This window comes from Bradyrhizobium ferriligni (genome assembly GCF_056837965.1).
Map to the genome: position 1 here is coordinate 1 of NZ_JBXEJO010000119.1, position 17,296 is coordinate 17,296.

Annotated in this window: 16 protein-coding genes and 2 pseudogenes; 11 read left to right on the forward strand and 7 right to left on the reverse strand. The window is 59.2% G+C overall.

Features of this window, described 5'->3' with window-relative positions:
- From trbJ to AC1VNY_RS40645, 7 genes are all read left to right on the forward strand, one after another.
- Positions 1–678 (forward strand): P-type conjugative transfer protein TrbJ (gene trbJ, locus AC1VNY_RS40615; RefSeq protein WP_482409389.1); only part of this gene is annotated, 678 nt, incomplete at its 5' end.
- Positions 678–1,049 (forward strand): putative entry exclusion protein TrbK-alt, encoded by a 372-nt coding sequence (gene trbK-alt / locus AC1VNY_RS40620; RefSeq protein WP_482409390.1) that lies wholly within the window; start codon positions 678–680, stop codon positions 1,047–1,049. The genes trbJ and trbK-alt, both read left to right, overlap by 1 nt.
- Positions 1,046–2,272 carry a P-type conjugative transfer protein TrbL gene (trbL, locus tag AC1VNY_RS40625; RefSeq protein WP_482409391.1) on the forward strand — a complete coding sequence of 409 codons (1,227 nt, stop codon included), beginning with the start codon at positions 1,046–1,048 and terminating at the stop codon, positions 2,270–2,272. Before trbK-alt ends, trbL begins: the two co-directional genes overlap by 4 nt.
- Positions 2,273–2,364: 92 nt before the next feature.
- Positions 2,365–3,048 carry a conjugal transfer protein TrbF gene (gene trbF, locus AC1VNY_RS40630; RefSeq protein WP_482409392.1) on the forward strand — a complete coding sequence of 228 codons (684 nt, stop codon included), beginning with the start codon at positions 2,365–2,367 and terminating at the stop codon, positions 3,046–3,048.
- A complete protein-coding gene (gene trbG / locus AC1VNY_RS40635) occupies positions 3,045–4,079 on the forward strand; it encodes a P-type conjugative transfer protein TrbG (RefSeq protein WP_482409393.1) in 1,035 nt (344 codons plus the stop codon). Before trbF ends, trbG begins: the two co-directional genes overlap by 4 nt.
- Positions 4,076–5,287 (forward strand): TraB/TrbI/VirB10 family type IV secretion system protein, encoded by a 1,212-nt coding sequence (locus AC1VNY_RS40640; protein WP_482409394.1) that lies wholly within the window; start codon positions 4,076–4,078, stop codon positions 5,285–5,287. The genes trbG and AC1VNY_RS40640 overlap by 4 nt, the downstream gene beginning before the upstream one ends.
- 4 nt (positions 5,288–5,291) lie before the next feature.
- Positions 5,292–5,534, forward strand: coding sequence for a DUF2274 domain-containing protein (locus AC1VNY_RS40645; protein ID WP_482409395.1), 243 nt, complete (start codon positions 5,292–5,294; stop codon positions 5,532–5,534).
- A gap of 185 nt (positions 5,535–5,719) precedes the next feature.
- Here AC1VNY_RS40645 and AC1VNY_RS40650 read toward each other — a convergent pair whose 3' ends face one another.
- The 3 genes from AC1VNY_RS40650 to AC1VNY_RS40660 form a co-directional block, all read right to left on the reverse strand.
- Positions 5,720–6,628 (reverse strand): TauD/TfdA dioxygenase family protein, encoded by a 909-nt coding sequence (locus tag AC1VNY_RS40650; RefSeq protein WP_482409396.1) that lies wholly within the window; start codon positions 6,626–6,628, stop codon positions 5,720–5,722.
- Between the two features lie 277 nt (positions 6,629–6,905).
- Positions 6,906–7,586: an HAD family hydrolase gene (locus AC1VNY_RS40655; RefSeq protein WP_482409397.1), complete on the reverse strand. Its 681-nt coding sequence runs from the start codon at positions 7,584–7,586 to the stop codon at positions 6,906–6,908.
- Between the two features lie 881 nt (positions 7,587–8,467).
- The gene (locus AC1VNY_RS40660) at positions 8,468–9,754 is read right to left on the reverse strand and encodes a site-specific integrase (RefSeq protein ID WP_482409398.1); all 1,287 of its coding nucleotides are present in this window, start codon (positions 9,752–9,754) and stop codon (positions 8,468–8,470) included.
- Between the two features lie 1,001 nt (positions 9,755–10,755).
- Between AC1VNY_RS40660 and AC1VNY_RS40665 the strand changes: the two genes are divergently transcribed.
- The 3 genes from AC1VNY_RS40665 to AC1VNY_RS40675 all read left to right on the forward strand — a co-directional run bounded on the left by AC1VNY_RS40665 (position 10,756) and on the right by AC1VNY_RS40675 (position 15,055).
- Positions 10,756–11,079, forward strand: coding sequence for a DUF736 domain-containing protein (locus AC1VNY_RS40665; RefSeq protein ID WP_028344406.1), 324 nt, complete (start codon positions 10,756–10,758; stop codon positions 11,077–11,079).
- Between the two features lie 496 nt (positions 11,080–11,575).
- On the forward strand, positions 11,576–12,523 hold the full coding sequence (locus AC1VNY_RS40670; protein ID WP_482409399.1) for a class I SAM-dependent methyltransferase: 948 nt from the start codon (positions 11,576–11,578) through the stop codon (positions 12,521–12,523).
- A gap of 1,149 nt (positions 12,524–13,672) precedes the next feature.
- Complete coding sequence (locus AC1VNY_RS40675) at positions 13,673–15,055, forward strand: serine hydrolase domain-containing protein (RefSeq protein ID WP_482409400.1); 1,383 nt, start codon at positions 13,673–13,675, stop codon at positions 15,053–15,055.
- A 434-nt stretch (positions 15,056–15,489) separates the two neighbouring features.
- On the opposite strand, the gene AC1VNY_RS40680 is transcribed toward AC1VNY_RS40675, so the two are convergent.
- Entirely contained in the window at positions 15,490–15,870 is a 381-nt protein-coding gene (locus tag AC1VNY_RS40680; RefSeq protein WP_482409401.1) for a hypothetical protein, read from the reverse strand.
- Positions 15,871–15,956: 86 nt separating this feature from the next.
- Between AC1VNY_RS40680 and AC1VNY_RS40685 the strand changes: the two genes are divergently transcribed.
- Entirely contained in the window at positions 15,957–16,208 is a 252-nt protein-coding gene (locus tag AC1VNY_RS40685; protein ID WP_482409402.1) for a helix-turn-helix domain-containing protein, read from the forward strand.
- Between the two features lie 294 nt (positions 16,209–16,502).
- Here the strand turns inward: AC1VNY_RS40685 and AC1VNY_RS40690 are convergent, their stop codons facing one another.
- The 3 genes and pseudogenes from AC1VNY_RS40690 to AC1VNY_RS40700 form a co-directional block, all read right to left on the reverse strand.
- Complete coding sequence (locus AC1VNY_RS40690; RefSeq protein ID WP_482409403.1) at positions 16,503–16,925, reverse strand: hypothetical protein; 423 nt, start codon at positions 16,923–16,925, stop codon at positions 16,503–16,505.
- Positions 16,926–16,959: 34 nt separating this feature from the next.
- Positions 16,960–17,040 (reverse strand): annotated as a pseudogene (locus AC1VNY_RS40695) (IS66 family insertion sequence element accessory protein TnpB); the annotation flags it as partial.
- Positions 17,037–17,296: pseudogene (locus AC1VNY_RS40700) on the reverse strand (hypothetical protein); the annotation flags it as partial. The pseudogenes AC1VNY_RS40700 and AC1VNY_RS40695, both read right to left, overlap by 4 nt.

A 17,296-nucleotide genomic window follows, 5' to 3' on the forward strand; every position in this document is an offset into this window, starting at 1 on the left:
GGCGTTACGATCCCCGCACGGGCGCTGATCGTTTTCGATCCCAACAACTACGTTCAGAATGTGCTGACCGCCGCGCGGGAGCTCCAGCAGATCAACAACCAGATCACCTCGTTGCAGAACGAGGCGCAGATGCTGATCAATCAGGCGAAGAATCTGGCGAACCTTCCGTATTCGTCGTTGCAGCAATTGCTATCCTCGATTCAGCGGACCCAACAGTTGCTTGCGCAGGCCCAGCGCATCGCTTACGACGTCCAGCAAATCGATCGCGCCTTCTCGACCAGCTACGCGCCAGCCACCAGCAACCAGTCGAACCAGTTGCTGGTCGCCAACGCTCAAGCGCGATGGCAAAATTCCTATGCCGCAACGCAAGACGCGCTTCGCGTCCAAGCCGGCATCGTTGGTAACCTCGACACCAATCGCATCCAGACATCCGCGCTCGTGACGTCAAGCCAGGGAGCCACCGGCGCCCTGCAAGCAACGCAGGCTGGCAATCAGATCCTCGCGCTTCAAGCGCAACAACTTGCCGATCTCACGGCGGCCGTGGCGGCGCAGGGCAGGGCGCAGAGCCTCGAAGCGGCGCAGCGCGCCGCGGCCCAGGATCAGGGTCGAGAGCAGCTCAAGCGCTTCCTGACACCAGGACAGGGCTATCAATCCTCCAATGTACAGATGTTCCACTGATGACCGACGTAAAGGCATTCAAGGCGCTTTCGCTGCTTACGACAATCGGCCTAGTGGCCGTCGCTGCCTGCACGATTCAGCTGCGCGGACTAGACGAGTCTCGGTCGGCACCGAAGGCGGAGCAAGGGACCGATGCAGCCAGCTCCGACCTCGCACGCTGCCGAGGCGTCACTCCAGCGGAAACAGCGGGTTATCGGCATTGCAAGCAGATTTGGGACGAAAACCGGCGTCGCTTCTTTGGCAAAAGAATTGGCCCAGCAGACCCCGGCCAGAATGATTACGCCGCAGGGCTGGCCCCCGCCCCAAAGGATCAGAGCCGGATCCCGCAAGCACATCCGCAACCGGCGACACCCGAGGCGAGCAAGCCATGACGGGTACCGGGATCATCGACCAGTTCTTGGAAACGTTCACGCGTTATATCGATAACGGATTCGGGTTGCTGGGCAGTGACGTTGGATATCTCGCGACGACACTCGCCGCGATCGACATCACTCTCGCTGCGTTGTTCTGGAGTTGGGGAACTGACGAGGACATCATCGCGCGGCTCGTCAAGAAGACCCTCTTCGTGGGCGTCTTTGCCTACCTCATCGGCAACTGGAACAGCCTGGCGCGCATCGTTTTCGACAGCTTCGCCGGCCTTGGGCTGAAAGCGTCGGGTGCAAGCCTGTCCGCATCCGATTTCCTGAGGCCGGGAAAGATCGCCCAAGTCGGACTCGATGCCGGCCGACCGCTGCTCGATTCGATCTCGAACCTGATGGGTTACATCAGCTTTTTCGAGAATTTCGTTCAGATCGTCATTCTCTTATTCGCATGGGTCGTGGTGCTGCTCGCCTTCTTCATTTTGGCGATCCAACTTTTCGTCACCCTGATCGAGTTCAAGCTTACGACGCTGGCCGGCTTCGTGCTCATTCCATTTGGTCTGTTTGGCAAGACCGCCTTTGCCGCTGAGCGGGTCCTGGGCAATGTAATATCTTCGGGGATAAAGGTTCTGGTCCTAGCTGTCATCGTCGGCATCGGTTCGACCCTGTTCTCGCAGTTCACCTCTGGTTTCCGAGGCGCTCAGCCGACCATTGAAGACGCAATGACGCTAGTGCTCGCGGCGCTCTCCCTGCTGGGCCTCGGCATCTTCGGTCCGGGTATTGCAAACGGCCTGGTATCCGGCGGACCGCAGCTCGGCGCCGGTGCGGCGATTGGAACGGGGTTGGCTGCTGGCGGGCTTGTTGCGGCAGGTGCTGGTGTAGCGGCCGGTGGTGCTGGTCTCGCTAGTGGCGCGATTGCAGGCGCCGCGCGCGGTGGCGGCGCTGTTCTAAGCGGAGCATCAGCCGCCTATCGAAGCGGCGGCCTTGCCGGCGTCGCGGAGGCTGGCGCTTCGGCTGCCATGAGTCCTTTGCGTCGCGCAGCGGCTGCCTTCGGAGGTGAGCAAGCGGGCGAACGGGCCGCGAGCACCTCGGCCGAGGGGCAGCCTGATTGGGCGCGCCGGATGAAGCGTGCCGAGACTATTCGGCATGGTGCTTCGGCTGCCGGCCATGCCGTCCGCTCGGGCGATCACGGTGGCAGCGGCTACTCCGTCGATTTGTCCGAAGGAGAGCGCTGAGACGCACCACTGCACCTACGCCGCACAGCAGCACCTCAAACCCTTCCATCGCCCGACGTGAAACCGATCACTCGATACCAGGGTAACCATCGATGTTCAAACGAACTTCCGTTCACTACGGGCGCATGCCCGCACCGGTCACGCCGTATCAGAAAGCAGCTCAGGTTTGGGACGAACGCATTGGATCAGCGCGCGTGCAAGCCAAGAACTGGCGCCTGATGGCAGTCGGCTGCTTGATGCTGTCAGCCGGTCTCGCTGGTGGGCTTGTCTGGCAGTCGAATCAAGGCTCGATCACACCCTGGGTGGTCGAAGTCGACCATCTTGGCCAGGCCCAAAGAGTTGCGCCGGCTAACATCGACTATCAACCCACTGATGCACAGATTGCCTACCATCTGGCGCGCTTTATCGAGGATGTCAGGGGCCTTCCGGCCGACGGCATCGTTCTGCGCCAAAACTGGCTCAGGGCATACGATTTTGCGACCGATCGCGGCGCCGCTGCGCTCAACGACTACGCGCGCAACAATGACCCCTTTGCCAAGCTGGGCAAGGCGCAAATCTCCGTCGACGTGTCGAGCGTCATTCGCGCGTCTTCAGAGAGCTTCCGGGTCGCGTGGACCCAGCGAACCTACGACAACGGCTCGCTGAGTTCGACCGAGCGTTGGACTGCCATTCTCACCATCGTGATCGAAACGCCGCGCGATGCCGAACGCCTGCGCAAGAATCCCCTTGGCGTCTATGTCCGCGCCATCAACTGGTCAAAGGAGTTGAGTCAGTGACCAAGACCCCGTCTGACGTTTATTCGAAGCGTCCTATCGTGCACAGTAGGTGCAATTCGACTTGGTCCGAGTTCGTGACATCGAAGCGAGCATTTCTATCCGCTCTTCTGCTTTGTTCGTCGGCGCTCGGTGGGTGCGCGACCTACATCCCGCCACAGATCAGCTATGACGCGGAAATTCCGCCGCTGCCGACGCCGCCAGCGCCTCTAGATGACAAGTCGCGACCGCTTCACGTTCCGCCGCTCTGGAAGCCGGCTCTCGGCGGCAAGTCAGGAGGAAAGGAAGAGCCCGAACCTGTGAGCCGGGTTGAGACGGCAAACAGCGCAGCCCGGGTCGAACCGCGCAAGCGGGGATATTTCAACGCAGCGCAGATCTACGCCTACAGTCCCGGGGCGCTCTATCAGATCTATGCCGCGCCGGGGCAGATCACGGATATCTCGCTCGAGGAGGGAGAGCAACTGACGGGATCAGGGCCCATCGCGGCCGGAGATACCATACGCTGGGTCGTAGGCGATACTGAGAGCGGAAGCGGCGATACGCGACGCGTCCATATCCTGGTAAAGCCGACTCGCGCATCGATCGAGACCAACCTCATTGTCAATACCGACCGGCGCACCTACCTGATTGAGCTGCGCTCCCGCGATCGGCCATATATGCCGTCTGTTGCCTGGTACTATCCCGAAACAGCGCGCGAACGATCCCGTTCAGTCGCTCTGAGACCCCCTCTTCCGGATCCAAGGCAGCGTATTTCCCGCTATGCCATTGAAGGTGACAGTCCACCCTGGCGGCCGCTCGCCGCATACGACGATGGCCGCAAGGTCTACGTCGAATTCCCTAAAGGTATCGTCCAGGGAGAGATGCCACCGCTCTTTGTCATCGGCCCTGACGGGAAGACCGAGCTCGTCAACTATCGCGCCTACGGTAACGTGTTGATCGTCGATCGGCTGTTTGGAGCAGCTGAACTGAGGCTCGGCAGTGAGCGCCAGCAAAGGGTCAGGATTGTCAGGACCGACGGGAGGCCGTCGTCATGAACAGCCGGAGTGGAAACGATCACGAGCAAGCAGATCCGCCGGAGACACAACATGAGCAGTCCAAAAGCTTCCGACTGAGAGCGGAGCATCCGCGCGTGACACGGTTGTCGCGAAAAGTCCTGGCCGGAGGGAGCGCGCTTGCCCTCTTTGTCATTGGTGGTGCAGTCCTGTGGTCGCTGCAGAACAATCGCCCCCGAAACCAGGCGGCCGATGGACTCTACAGCACTGACCATCACAATGTTGCCGACGGCCTTACGACGCTGCCAAAGGATTATGCTGGCGTTCCGCGCCAGCCGATCCCGCAGCTTGGTCCACCACTCCCTGGCGACCTCGGTCGGCCAATCCTTGCTGCCCAAGGCCAGTCGCCGGCGATCGGGGCTGATGCGGAACAGCAGCGCCGGGACCAGGAGACCGAGGCAGCCCGCATTAGCCATTTGTTCGCTCCGACCAAGGGAGGAGAAGGACGTTCGCCTGCCGCTGCGACTGTTCAAGGCGACCGCGTCGCGTCGCCGAACTTATCGAGCACTGGCGACGACGGATTGGCGCAGAACGGTCAAGACCGAAAGCTTGCCTTCGTGAATGCTTCTGTGGACCGTCGCACGGTCAGCCCCGACCGCATCACCAAGCCGGCTTCACCATATGTCGTGCAGGCTGGGACAGTCATTCCGGCAGCCCTGGTTACCGGGATCCGATCGGACCTGCCGGGCCAAATTACCGCCCAGGTCACCGAGAATGTTTTTGACACGCCGACCGGCCGCTTTCTGCTTGTGCCTCAGGGAGCGCGTCTGATCGGCACATACGATAGTCAGGTTACTTTCGGCCAGTCCCGTGTCCTACTGGTCTGGACGCGGCTGATTATGCCGAATGGACATTCTATCGTTCTCGAGCGGCAGCCTGGCGCTGATAGCGCTGGGTATGCGGGTCTGGAAGACCAAGTCGACAATCACTGGGCAGAGCTATTCAAGGCTGCGGCACTATCGACGTTTCTGGCGGTCGGGACCGAACTAGGGGCTGGTTCGGACACCAATAGCAACGACAGTGCCATCATCCAGGCGTTGCGACACGGCGCCTCCGACTCACTAAACCAAACTGGACAGCAGGTGGTTCGACGCAGTCTCAATATCCAGCCCACTTTGACCGTGCGGCCTGGTTTCCCGGTTCGTGTTCTTGTCAATCGTGACCTCATAGTTACGCCGTATAGAGGGTGACAACATGCCAAAACTCAAAATAGGAGAGCTTCCAGACGACAAGCCGGTCAAAGTGAGTACGGAGCTGCCGGCGGCCGTGCATCGTGATCTCATTGCATATGCAGAGGCCCTTGCGCTTCTAGGCGGTCAAGTCGTCGAACCGACTAAGCTTATCGCCCCGATGTTAGCGCGCTTTATGGCCACCGATCGAGGGTTTTCTAAACTGAAACGTCGAGGCGACGTACCGCTCGCCGGCGCAGGACAGTGATGCCTAAGGTTTCTCGAAGCTATCGCGCGACGCTGAATAGTTGCGATGCATAAACCTAGGCGCCGCCGAGTTTGGCCCAACAGCTGACATATCGTGTGGGAATGTGTGTTTCCACGTCTGCCGAAAACTCCGGTAAACTAGGTTTCTCCATTCTCAATGCGAGGGCGCTGGGCGTCGATGGGCCGCTATTCGGTTACCTTCAGGCGCGTTACACTGCTCCGGCCGTCTACGCTGATGGGCACGTCACCATCGATCGTGGCCCGACGTACGACGCGATGCTGGTCACCGTAATCGTTGACTGCGTAATGCTGTGTTGCGCGATTGTCCCATATCGCGATATCGCCCTCTAGCCAGTTCCAGCGCACAGTGTTTTCGGGCGCGGTGACGTGAGACTGGAACAGATCGAACAGCTTTTGTCCGTCGTACTTGGGGACCCCAATAAAGTGCTTCACCAAGACGCCGAGCACCAGCGCCCGCTCGCCTGTTTCGGGGTGGACGCGCACGACGGGATGCTCGGTCTCAAAAACCGTTCTGGTGAACACCTCGTCAAAGTGTCTCTTGTCGACCTCGCGGACGCGCGCGATTCCGGCGTAATCGAAAACGTTGCTGTGAACGGCCCATAGTTCCTCTGCAAGCCGCTGTAGCGGTGCCGGAAGATCACGATAAGCAGCCGCTGTGTTCGACCACACGGTGTCGCCTCCGAACGTTGGCATTACAACGGCTCGTAAGACCAAAGTTTTGGGATAGGCGTCGGCGAAGGTCCCATCCGCATGCCAAACATCGGCGCGACCGCCGCCGCGACTGGAGTCCAGTTCGAGGAGCGACGCCATCCCCTTGGTAGGACCGAGCATCGGATGGGGGACTAGCTTTCCAAGGCGACCGGCAAAGCGCTCATGCTCGGCGTCATTGAGATGTCCTTGATTGCGGAAGAAGATCACCTTGTGCTCGAGCAACAAGCTGTTAATCGCGGCGATCGTGTGGTCCGGTAGATCGCCCGATAGTTTGATATTTTTGACTTCGGCACCGATGCGCGCTCCACGCTTCACAACATCGGTGCCTGAAATGACGTCACCGATCACAGCCGTTGTGCTCATGTTGTTTTTCCAAGCCCCTCGCAGTGTCTTCCTCGCTTCTCGGTAGCGAATGATTCCAGCAAGCATCGTGCCATGCGACGGACTCAGACCGACCATGTAGACTCATTGGCGCTGAACGGATCGCGATATTTGGCGCAAGCTATCGGACTGAGCCGATAGTTCGCCCGAGTGACGAAAGAACTTGATCGCCGAGCACTCTCGTCGAATGGTGTGAAGACCAAGCGGACAGCAAGAGCGCGCGAGCCGGCAGATTCTTCTGTTATGCTCTTGTGATGACTCATCCGCTCGGAAGAATGCAATGCTTCTGCAAAATGGGTATTAATTCGTGATGGTCATGAATCATGTAATCAGGCCCTGCGGCGCGCAAGCGCGCTTCGGAAACGAATCCCCCCATGATTGATACGTTGATAAGACCGAGATTGCGGGCAATCTCCGTCTCAACTGGCATGTCACCCACGATGACGGTTCTTTGTGGGGGTATATCATTGGCCTGCATATACAAGCGCAGACGTTCTTCCTTGTTCACGCTCTTAAACTGGGTTGCGCGGCTCTCAAATGCCAAAATGTCCGTGACGTGAGTCTTGATTCCAAGTCTTCGCACTTGTGCGCGAATTGGTTCAACAATGTGATTGCTGACAATAATGGTGTGAACGGCTCTGTGATCAGCGGCGAGCAAAACATTTCGTGCCCCTTTGCGTAAGGCAGCGTTGCGCGCCAAGAATTCGTAAGTGTCGTGAAAAATGGCGCTGTCATTTCTCTCCACGACGTCGATTTCATCTTTCGACATGTCTAGGTTGCGGAAGAGAACCGAAAGAGGGAGTTCGAACTCCTCTCGAAGCCTGCGCATATCTACGGCTGCGCGACCGAAGCGGCTCAAAATTGCATTGATGGTTTGAAGCACCGCATTGGCATCATCGAGCAGCGTGCCATTCCAGTCGAACACAATCGCGGATTTCATGGGCGAATGAACCTAAGGCAAGTACCGCGGCGGTAAATGCGTATGCGATCGGACAATTGCGGATCCGTATGTCTAGTATTGCGCCCGGTCAAGTAAACGCGCGGATCGCCGTTCTGTGTAGGACGCGCGGACTAGGGAAGAAGAGCATGACCGTTTTCATCTGTATCTTTGAAGCTGATCTTTGCTGGAGCAATGGTCGTGCCAACGCCGCAAGCGCGCAGTAAGCGGCAAACTGTGCTTTGAAAGATCTGAACCCGACGCGCAGTGTGCCGATCCTGACATGACCTTACGTCGCTGTCAGAAAACGGACCAAGATTTTTACGGTGGACCAGCCACAGCATAGGGCTGGCGACGCTGGCGTATCTTGTTTTCGTCATTCGGCGGTCGGATCCCTCCCGCGCCAGCAATGAAATGCATGAGTAGTGAAAAGACTTGGCGTTTCTGTTTTAGCTGACTACCCGGACAAGCCCGAGGGTGACGCTTTGGAGCAGTCGTGGAGTAACTCATCACCGACGCAGTCAAGGAAGTTGGCGAGCGCCAGGTCCGGTCGATGGCCGGGTGCAATCGGTGCCGATCGTGGGCGCCGCCAGATCACTTTTTCCCGAGACGTCATCAGGGTCGGTCTTCTGAAAGAACTGAGCTTGTTACGTAAAAACCAGTGTTCATGCGGCAGAGTTTAGGGGCGCTCGGAAATCGCTAGGATTGCTTCTCCTTGCGATCAGATGCTGATTTTGAACTTGGTCAGGTCACATTGCAGCTCGCCGGCTCGACATCTCAGCGAGCGCCGTTCTCGTAAGGAAATGCCGCAACGAAATCGCAATGAAATGGGTGAAACGACTGTGAACAAAACGGGACGGGAGTGGCCACCGCACAAAGAAAAATCAATAAGTTAGAAGATGCTCACTGCGTTCGGGACGCAGGGGTCGCAGGTTCGAATCCTGCCACTCCGACCAGATTTCCTTAGGTTTTTTGTTCTCATCGGTGGCTGTTCCCGAGTCAACCACCGATTTGACCACCGAAACATACCTCGCTTTTTGGCCAATGGCTGCTGCCGCCCCGTGCAAATGATCGGGATGGTGATGGCCATAGGTATCCTGCAGGACCTCCGACGACATGCCGAGGAACCCGGCTGCCTCCCAGATCGGCACGCCGCGCTGCATCAGCCAGGTCGCCGCCGTGTGGCGCAACGTGTGCGGAGTGACTTTCCCGGGTAGCTTGGCCAGATCCACGGCAGATTTGAAGCCTTTCTTCACGGAAGCCACCGGCTTGCCGTTGAACTCGACGAAGCAGGTGCTGATCAGCTTCCGGTCTTTCCAACGACGCATATGAGCCAGTAGCCGGGGCGGAAGTGGAGCTGGCGTCTGACGCTTCTTGGTGGCTCGCTTCCCGATCGGCCTGCGGTAGAAGATACCACGCTCCAGATCAACGTACGAGTGCCCAAGCTCGGGGTATGGCGATGCCGCCGCGATCGCACCCGCCCTCGTTCCGGTGTAGAGCCCGATCAGGATAAATCTGGCTACGTGGCGCAATGGTCGGCGGTCTGTCCGGACCGCGTCGCCCTTTGAGTTGCCGGCGTGGATGGTCTGCTTTTCGCGATAGCGCCAACATTGCCAAACCAGGTCTGCCGCCTCAGTGCGTGTCAGCCACCGATCGCGCGCCTCGCCTTTCGGCGGGAGAGACACGCGAACCGTACCCCGGTGAAAGCCTTCTTTTGCATGATGGTTGATCGCAGCACGGAAAGTCTCGAGGTCACGGCGCGCGCCGCCCTTGCTGCCGCGATGTTTGACGTAAGCTGCGCAGGATTGCGCGTTCACTGCCGACAGCTTCTTGCCGCCCCAAAAATCGTTGAGCCGGTCGATCCTCGCTTCGATTTCAAACTGGTCACCTGGCTCGCCGATATCGGTCAAATAGATCGACAGGACGTCAGCGCAATCGATGTCGTCGATATCTCTTCGGCTGCGCTCCGGTTGATATTTTTGCGCAATGTAGTCTGCTAGCGCTTGCTCTGCTTTCTGCGGCGGCTTTGTTTCAGACGCGCTCGCAATGCATCCTGTGGCGATATGCCGATCGCCGTCCTTGATGATCCAAACGGACTGGGCGACGAGATTGCCTTCGCGATAACGGGCTTTGCGTCTGTAGAGCCGGGCTCCTTTGCTTGGACGCGGCATAATTCCCTCATTCTCTCTATATGAAAGAGTGTCGTGTAATCCTTGCCCGCAATGCGCTCGATGACGAGCCTTCCGCGAGCACTCTCTCTGCGCAACCCGGAGGCGGTCATCGAACCGTCGGGAAATGCCGCGGCCGCTGCCACGGAAAGCCGAAGTGGATCGTGCAGGCCAACAGCTTCGCGCTGCTTTGATGTGTCGATCATGTCAGTGAAATCGCGATCGGCGAAAGCACTAACGTGCGGCGTCTGCTAACGCGCCCCTTTGCGCTGGACGTCTCAAGGTCATCAGTGCCCATCGGCACATACAATCAACCCATGGACGGCAACTCAATTGCGACGAGCCGCAGTTTGAGCCGACATGAGCGGACAGGAGCAATGCCTGAGACGGGAGCGCCAGCGTTATCCTAGGTGCGGATACTGATCACTTTTGCGAGGCCTCATTTTCGTTCTTCGTTCCGGCTGGCTTCTTGACTGGCCAATGTCCGCTGCCGTCGTTCGCGCGGGCGAAACACGCTCGGCTAAGCTGAACCCTTTGATTGGCCGTTGGTTGACTGCGATCCACACGCCAACCAATAAGCCTTGCCGATCCGGCTCAACAATATTCGGCGGTTGTCGGACGTGGCTTGTGCGATTCTATCGGGTCGGATGTTCTGCGGGTACTGGCAGATTTGACAGGTCGTGCATTGGCCCGACGCGCCGTCTGGGACGATCGGTTCGGCGTCTCCGATCGCAGTCAATGTCTGTCCTGTGGCTGCCTCGATGGACGATTTCCCTGCTTATGGACGTGCAGACCTATGGGAAGCGCCCCGCTATCTGAAACCCTCGCCAGCTCCTTTTTTCCCCGCCGGCAAGCCGGCTCCTCGCGGCCGCTCCGCTGCAAAAAAGGGAGCTCTCTCGGGTGCGCCGCTGCGCTTCGCCCCGGTGGGTTCAATCGCGTTTCGCTCCCCATGACGGTCTCGCCATCGCAGGGGATCGGCCCTGCGGCAGCGAAGGAGACAGACCATGACTGCAATCGGATTCGTCACCCGCACGGACAACGGCGGCTACAGGGGCGAACTCAAGACCTTGTCGATCCGTGCCCATATCGACATCGTTCCCAATAGCGGCAAGTCGACTGAGGCTCAGCCAGATTTCCGCATCATCGCCCAGGGAGTTGAGATCGGCGCCGGCTGGATCCGCCGCGGCGAGAGCAGCGGCAAGGACTACGTCAGCCTGTCACTCGCGGCACCTGAACTTGGGTCTCGCAAGCTCTATGCCAACCTTGGCCGGGCCGTCGGCTTGGGCGATGACAACGGCTTCTTTCTCATCTGGAATCCCGGAGACTAGCCCGAGTTATTGGGCTCCCGCGCTTCACGCGGGAGCCTCTTTCTTGTCTCCAGGTGTCCGGCTCTCGATTGCCATTGCCTGTAGCCTGGACGAATTTTTTTGCTTGATCGAGCTTTCCGGGCGTGAGCAATCGGACGCCGAGCCGCACTCGATCTGTCTGCCTTTCAGCGGTCTACGGCCACGACAGCAAGCGCAGACTCGAGAACTTTTCTCTGGGGCATTTTGCTCAAGGAGGGTGGCTTGAGGGGCGCTGCCCCTCACCCCCCGCAAGAGCTTCTGTCGTCCTCCGGTGCAGCAAGTCGGTCGCACGTCGCGGCTCCGCCGCTCGGTGCAACCGCGTTGCGCGCCATCGGATTCGCGCCGCTCTGCCGGCGCCGAAACAAGCTCTTGCCCCCGAAACCCCGGTCTCGCCGACGGGCAGGCGGCATGGCGAAGGCCATGCGCGCTGCGCCGATTTTTAAGCGCCCTTTCGGGGTCCCAGGAGCGAGATTTGACGATGGCTAAACTGACAAAGGCGGAGGCCAAGGCACATGCCGAGGCTGTCGAGCTGCTCAAGAAAGACGTTCTCAGCTACGATGATCGCGTGTTCGTGCTGGACAATTGGCACGAAGGTGCAAACCACATCAATGGCTCGGCGGGCGCATTCTTTACCCCTTCAGGCCTTGCCGGAGACTTCGCCATCGATGCCTATGGCGGTCGAACAATCGACCTTTGCGCCGGGATTGGCGCGCTCGCATTCCATGTCTTCTGGCGAGGATATTACGCGCGCGGCCATAGCGCACCCGAGAAGGAAATCGTTTGTATCGAGCGCAATCCCGCCTATGTCGAGGTTGGTCGCAAAGTGCTGCCGGAGGCGAAATGGATCTGCGCCGATGTCTTCGAGTTCGATCTCAAAGGCCTCGGCCGCTTCGGTTGCGCAATTGCAAATCCGCCCTTTGGAGCCACTCCGCGGAGCCGAAACGGACCGCGCTACACCGGTCGGTCGTTTGAATTTCACCTGATCGATATCGCGTCCGACATAGCCGATTATGGCGCATTTATCATCCCGCAGATGTCCGCGCCGTTCGAGTATAGCGGCGTGAAGTGCTACCGGGAGCGCAAGAGCGCGGACTATCTGAGGTTCGCAGAACAGACCGGAATCCATCTGGAAGCTGGCTGCGGCGTCGATTGTTCCTTCCATCGCGACGCGTGGAAAGGCGTAGCTCCCAATGTGGAAATCGTCTGCGCAAACTTTGAAGAGTTGCCACGCAACAAGGCTCGATCGCCGACCGATCCGGAGGCCGAGCCGCGCGCTTTGTGGACCGAAAAGGGCGTCCCGCTCGAGCGGCAGGATGCATTCATCGCGGAGGTTACGGCCAAGGCGAGGGCAGGGATTCGGTTCGACGAGCGTCCCGTCCAGGCGGACTTGTTCGCCGAGATTGAGCGCTCCGGCTCCAAGCGCTGACGGTTCGTTCCGCTAATCCGGGAGCATTCCTCACATCCGATCCGCGGCGGCTGCCGAGCCTGTTCTGCTCGGCAGCCGCCGCTGCATGTCGGGATATGCGCAAGGCGGAAGTCGGCCGAGAGGCGGCTCTCCGGCGGCACCGACGGTTCAAATGGCCGGCACCGGGGCCGTCGGCCGGCGACCAAGCTGGCCACCGAGCCGCCCCTGCCGGTTGTGGCTCCCACCCAAATCGACGTTCGCCCACCAAAGGAATACTGCGAGCCAGATCGCGCTGCGAAGGCGCGAGCACGGCCGAGTAGGCGGTGGAACACCGGCTATTTCGACGGAAAAGTTGCGTTTGGAGACGTCCATTGTTGCCGCCGACGTGAAGGTCGCTGGACCGATTTTCTTTTCGCCCGGTCTCCAAAAAATCAGTCTACCGCCACAGAATTTGCGCTGGCTCGCGTGTGTCGAAGGACTCCATTTGATGACTTCCGCGCACGCTGAACGGTCGGATTTTTGTGCTCCCGTTGGGCGTGGCACTCCCAAAATGCATCGGCAAACCGGGGTATCCGGTGTGCGTTTGGCTCGGATTTTCAGCGCCGGGATTGCCCTTTCTTTATTGCCAAACGGCTGCGCGCGGAACGTTCGGAGCTTGGATTAGCCAATCCTGTCGCGGCAAAGAGAAGCAGCGTGAAGAGGTGGAAGAGAGCAGAGGGCGGATTGCAAGATAAAAGCACCGGCGCTTGATGGCCCGTAAGTCGCTGTCTGCACATCCAAGATTTGTCGCCGTTAGTGCGCTAAGTATCGCCACAACGTGCTCAAGTGGCACAGTCTCCTCGCGAAATTCGTCCGCATGCTCCGTTTGATTTTGTCAGGCAGGAGATTCCAGAGATATCACCGACTGAGCCTTAATGTCGATGGAAGCCGCCGCGCGACGGTCGCTTCCAAGGCATGTCCAACTGTTCTCAGAACGGCTTCGATCGGCGCGACTATTTAGCATCCATCGAAGCGTCTCGGAGATAAGGTGCGCGCGCACTTCGAAGGGACTAGCGAAACAGGACGATAAGACGCGGGCTTGAATCGAGGGCTTGACCGCGCGCTCGATCCAGCCTGCAATATGTCGCAGAATGGCTCGAAGGCTTCACTTCCGATAGGTTCTAAGCATCCATGCCAGACTGGCTCTCTTCTGCTCTCGACTACATCCCCACATGGATTGACTATCAGCGGGAACTATTCGATCAGCCCGGTGTGTCGCTGGCGATCGCTCACAAAGGTCAGGTGCTGCTTGAACACGCGAGCGGTTTGGCCGATCTTGCAACCGGCGAACCACTCACCTCTCGTCATCGCTTTCGTGTTGCCTCGCATTCGAAGACGTTCACGGCCGCCGGGATCATGTTGTTGCGCGAGCGCAATCGAGTTCGGCTTGACGACCGGCTGGGTGAGTATCTGGCTGATCTGACGCCGGAGGTCTCTGACGTCACCATTTCGCAACTGCTTTCGCATTCGGCTGGCCTGACCCGCGATGGGCCTGACGGCGGTCAGTTCTCGGACCGCCGGCCCTTCCTGAGCGAGGTGGAGTTTCGCGCCGATCTCTCAACGCCACAGCCCCTCCCGCCGGGCGTCACGTTCAAATACTCCAATCACGGCTTCGCGTTGCTAGGCAAAGTCATCGAGAAGGTGACCGGCGAGCCGTATGGCCGGTGGATCTATGATCAGGTCGTTGTCCCAGCCGGCCTCACAGAGACGACGCCTGACTTCGATCCGAGCGTCTGCCGTCCATTCGCCCGTGGCCACTCGACCCGCCAACCCTATGGTCGACGCTTCGTCATTCCCGGGGACAACGTGACGAACGATATGGCCCCGGCGACGGGCTTCACGGCAACCGCTGGCGACCTCGCGCGGTTTCTCGGCCAGGTTTCTGCCGGCGCCCAATCGAGCATTTTGACGGCGGCAAGCCGCCGCGAGATGACGCGGCGCCATTGGCGTGATGCCCATTCGCAACTTGAGCGCTATTACGGTCTAGGCACGATTTCCGGCCCGCCGGGGCCGTGGAGCTGGGTCGGTCACGCCGGTGGCTTCCAGGGAACGTTGACGCGCACGGTGGTTCTGCCGGAGCAGGACATAGCGATCAGTATCCTCACAAATGCCATAGACGGTCTTGCGAACGTCTGGTTCGAGAGCGTGATCCACATACTAAAGACTATCCACGATCTCGGTGCCCCGGGACCCGAGACCGCTCACTGGCGCGGCCGCTGGTGGACCCTGTGGGGTCCATTGGACCTGGTGCCCGGCAAAGACAAGGTGCTAGTCGCGACGCCCGGCCAACTGTCCCCTTTCCTGGATGCGACCGAACTAAGTCCGTCCGGGATCAACGAGGCGGTCGTTACCTCGGCGCAGGCATTCGGCGACCTTGGTGAGGCCTGCCGCCTTCTCCGCGGCTCTACGGGCATCGTCGAAGGGGTCAGGCTCGGTAGCAAGCGCCTGGTGACTGAAGACACGATCAAGTCCGAAGTACAGCGCCGGTACCAGCCGAGCTCATACGCAACTTAGGTGGCGTTCTGTCGTCGCGAGCACCTCGCTTAACAGGTTAACCGTCGCGCGTGACCAGCGCTATCCCCATCGGCTTAGGTCTGCGTTCGCGACCCTGACCGTCCGTAATTCCAGCCGAGTGCGGCCGCGTCTCGACGAGTTGCTCTAGTTTAGGGCGTGCTTGCTGGTCGCAGCAGGCATAGGATCGTTGCTCCAAAGAGCATTCAGGTTACCCATACCGCGTCAACTTCCTTGGCGAGCTGGCGGACGTCGCCTCGGCCAGATGATCGAATCGGCGTGGGCCGTGGCCAGTTCTGTGCGGCGGCGGATTCCCTCATCCCGTCAGCTTGGATCGGTCGCGTAAGCTTCCACGAACTCGCGTTCCAACCAGCGCGGCGGCGACTTCCCACAACAGCAATTCTGGCCGCAACGCCTTTCGCCGACACGAGGGGGTTTTAATTCGACCCATGCTTCATAACCTTTCGGACAAGTGCTGCCGACCGCTCAAGCCGCTCTAACAGCAAAGCCAAATCCGCCGCCGAGATCTCCTCGAGGCGCAGATTTTCGACTGAAAGCAACTGGCCGATGAGCTGGTCGATCGGTTCTGCTCGCGACGTGGAGCCCGAACTTCCACCTAGGCTCGATCTAACGTGTCCGTCGGGGGTGATCGTCATCGCAAGCGTTGATTTGGCTAAGATGGCCGTCTCAACGATAGCTGCGGGTAGCTCTACGTTGCAGATAATGGCCGTCCGGAGGCGATAGCCGGCGCGGTACGACATAGGACCCAAGGGTCCCAATTCGCCGATCTCCCAAAACGCTTCCACTACGTCGGTCATTCTGTAGACGATAGTCAACATTTGCGGCCAAAAAATGGGACTCGGAGTCCGTGGATCGATAGTCGTCTCCGACGTCCTTTGAGCTGATGCCCGTCGGGAAGGACGATCAAGGAATAATTGGAGTCGTGGCTGACAACGTCAGGTCGCTCAGAAAGACGGCTGGGTTGTCGCAAGAAGAATTGGCCCATCAGGCGGGGGTGGATCGGACCTATATTAGCCAGGTCGAACGCCGCCAAAGAAACGTGACAATCGTGGTCCTGGCGAAAATCGCAAAAGCTCTGAACGTGACACCTGACAAGTTACTACTCGCGCCTTCATCTCGGAGAAGAGGTCCCTGAGCGTGGCGACAAATCCAGGTCGCCACATGGACCTACCCGAGCGACCGGGATCCGGGCGGCTGTCGGCCGATACGGAGTGATTTCCGCTTGGGCCAAGTAATTCAGCAAAAATTTAAGTGGGCCGGGACGCATGACCGTTCCGGCGCACCTCGTCAGGCTCATAACATGTCAGAACCTGAAGATCATAGTTCAAATCCTATCCTCGCAACCAAGTTTTCATAAATTAAATCAATGAATTAGCCCGCCTCTGGCGGGCTTTTTCATGCCTTACAATGGCTTGCCGCCCGTTACCTGCTATTTCGACGGAAAACCAAATATTATCAGGTGCTTACAGCAGGCCATTTCCTTCGGTAGCGCTCCGTTGCGATTTTCTACATGGCACATGATCGGGGTCGACCCTCCGGCACGGTCCAGCAATGAGTTGGAAATTCGCGTAGAAACTACTTTTAATTGAGCTGAGAATTCGCTTCCGCTTTTTTCGCGGACGCTTCGCTTTATTTCAGTAGTAACAACGAACGAGAGTTCCATGGCCATCCCAAGTTCGACAAGGCCAGGCATCTCCGCCGACGACACTATATCGATCTGCATCAGCTCCACCTGATTGCGCGTGAGAATCGGGTCCGGGATACTTCGGAAGCCCATGCCAGGGCGTGCCAACCCAACATGCCAAAGGATCTTGACCAGATCGCCGCTCCGCCCCCGGAAGATCGCCCGCATGAGGATCCCGCTTCAGGCTTTCCTGCACTGTGAGAGTCAAGCTTCGCATGCCACGACGCATATCGGTGTGGCCAGTGGCGATCCAGACCCTGACGCCGCTCGGGATCGGGATCATCGGCGTCGCAGGAGGTCGAGAACCCGCTGTAGCGCCTCAGTGTCCACGTCACGATCTACCCGCACGCGGCAACCACCAAGCTCGATCTCGATGATTCCGACCCTTGCGCGCTGCACAGGCGGTGAAGATGGCACCTGCGGCGCGCACGTCGATGCCGAAGCTGGCGTAGAGGTGATCTCCACGGGTACAAGCGCAGGCACCGCGTCCTCCGCCAGCCGGCCGTCGCGCGCCAGCCGGCGCCACGTGAACAATTGGC

Excerpts from the sequence above, each read along its gene's own strand:
- trbK-alt (WP_482409390.1), top strand. The coding sequence starts at position 678 with ATGACCGACGTAAAGGCATTCAAGGCGCTTTCGCTGCTTACGACAATC.
- trbL (WP_482409391.1), top strand. The coding sequence starts at position 1,046 with ATGACGGGTACCGGGATCATCGACCAGTTCTTGGAAACGTTCACGCGT.
- trbF (WP_482409392.1), top strand. The coding sequence starts at position 2,365 with ATGTTCAAACGAACTTCCGTTCACTACGGGCGCATGCCCGCACCGGTC.
- AC1VNY_RS40640 (WP_482409394.1), top strand. The coding sequence starts at position 4,076 with ATGAACAGCCGGAGTGGAAACGATCACGAGCAAGCAGATCCGCCGGAG.
- AC1VNY_RS40645 (WP_482409395.1), top strand. The coding sequence starts at position 5,292 with ATGCCAAAACTCAAAATAGGAGAGCTTCCAGACGACAAGCCGGTCAAA.
- AC1VNY_RS40650 (WP_482409396.1), bottom strand. The coding sequence starts at position 6,628 with ATGAGCACAACGGCTGTGATCGGTGACGTCATTTCAGGCACCGATGTT.
- AC1VNY_RS40655 (WP_482409397.1), bottom strand. The coding sequence starts at position 7,586 with ATGAAATCCGCGATTGTGTTCGACTGGAATGGCACGCTGCTCGATGAT.
- AC1VNY_RS40660 (WP_482409398.1), bottom strand. The coding sequence starts at position 9,754 with ATGCCGCGTCCAAGCAAAGGAGCCCGGCTCTACAGACGCAAAGCCCGT.
- AC1VNY_RS40665 (WP_028344406.1), top strand. The coding sequence starts at position 10,756 with ATGACTGCAATCGGATTCGTCACCCGCACGGACAACGGCGGCTACAGG.
- AC1VNY_RS40670 (WP_482409399.1), top strand. The coding sequence starts at position 11,576 with ATGGCTAAACTGACAAAGGCGGAGGCCAAGGCACATGCCGAGGCTGTC.
- AC1VNY_RS40675 (WP_482409400.1), top strand. The coding sequence starts at position 13,673 with ATGCCAGACTGGCTCTCTTCTGCTCTCGACTACATCCCCACATGGATT.
- AC1VNY_RS40680 (WP_482409401.1), bottom strand. The coding sequence starts at position 15,870 with ATGACCGACGTAGTGGAAGCGTTTTGGGAGATCGGCGAATTGGGACCC.
- AC1VNY_RS40685 (WP_482409402.1), top strand. The coding sequence starts at position 15,957 with ATGCCCGTCGGGAAGGACGATCAAGGAATAATTGGAGTCGTGGCTGAC.
- AC1VNY_RS40690 (WP_482409403.1), bottom strand. The coding sequence starts at position 16,925 with ATGCGGGCGATCTTCCGGGGGCGGAGCGGCGATCTGGTCAAGATCCTT.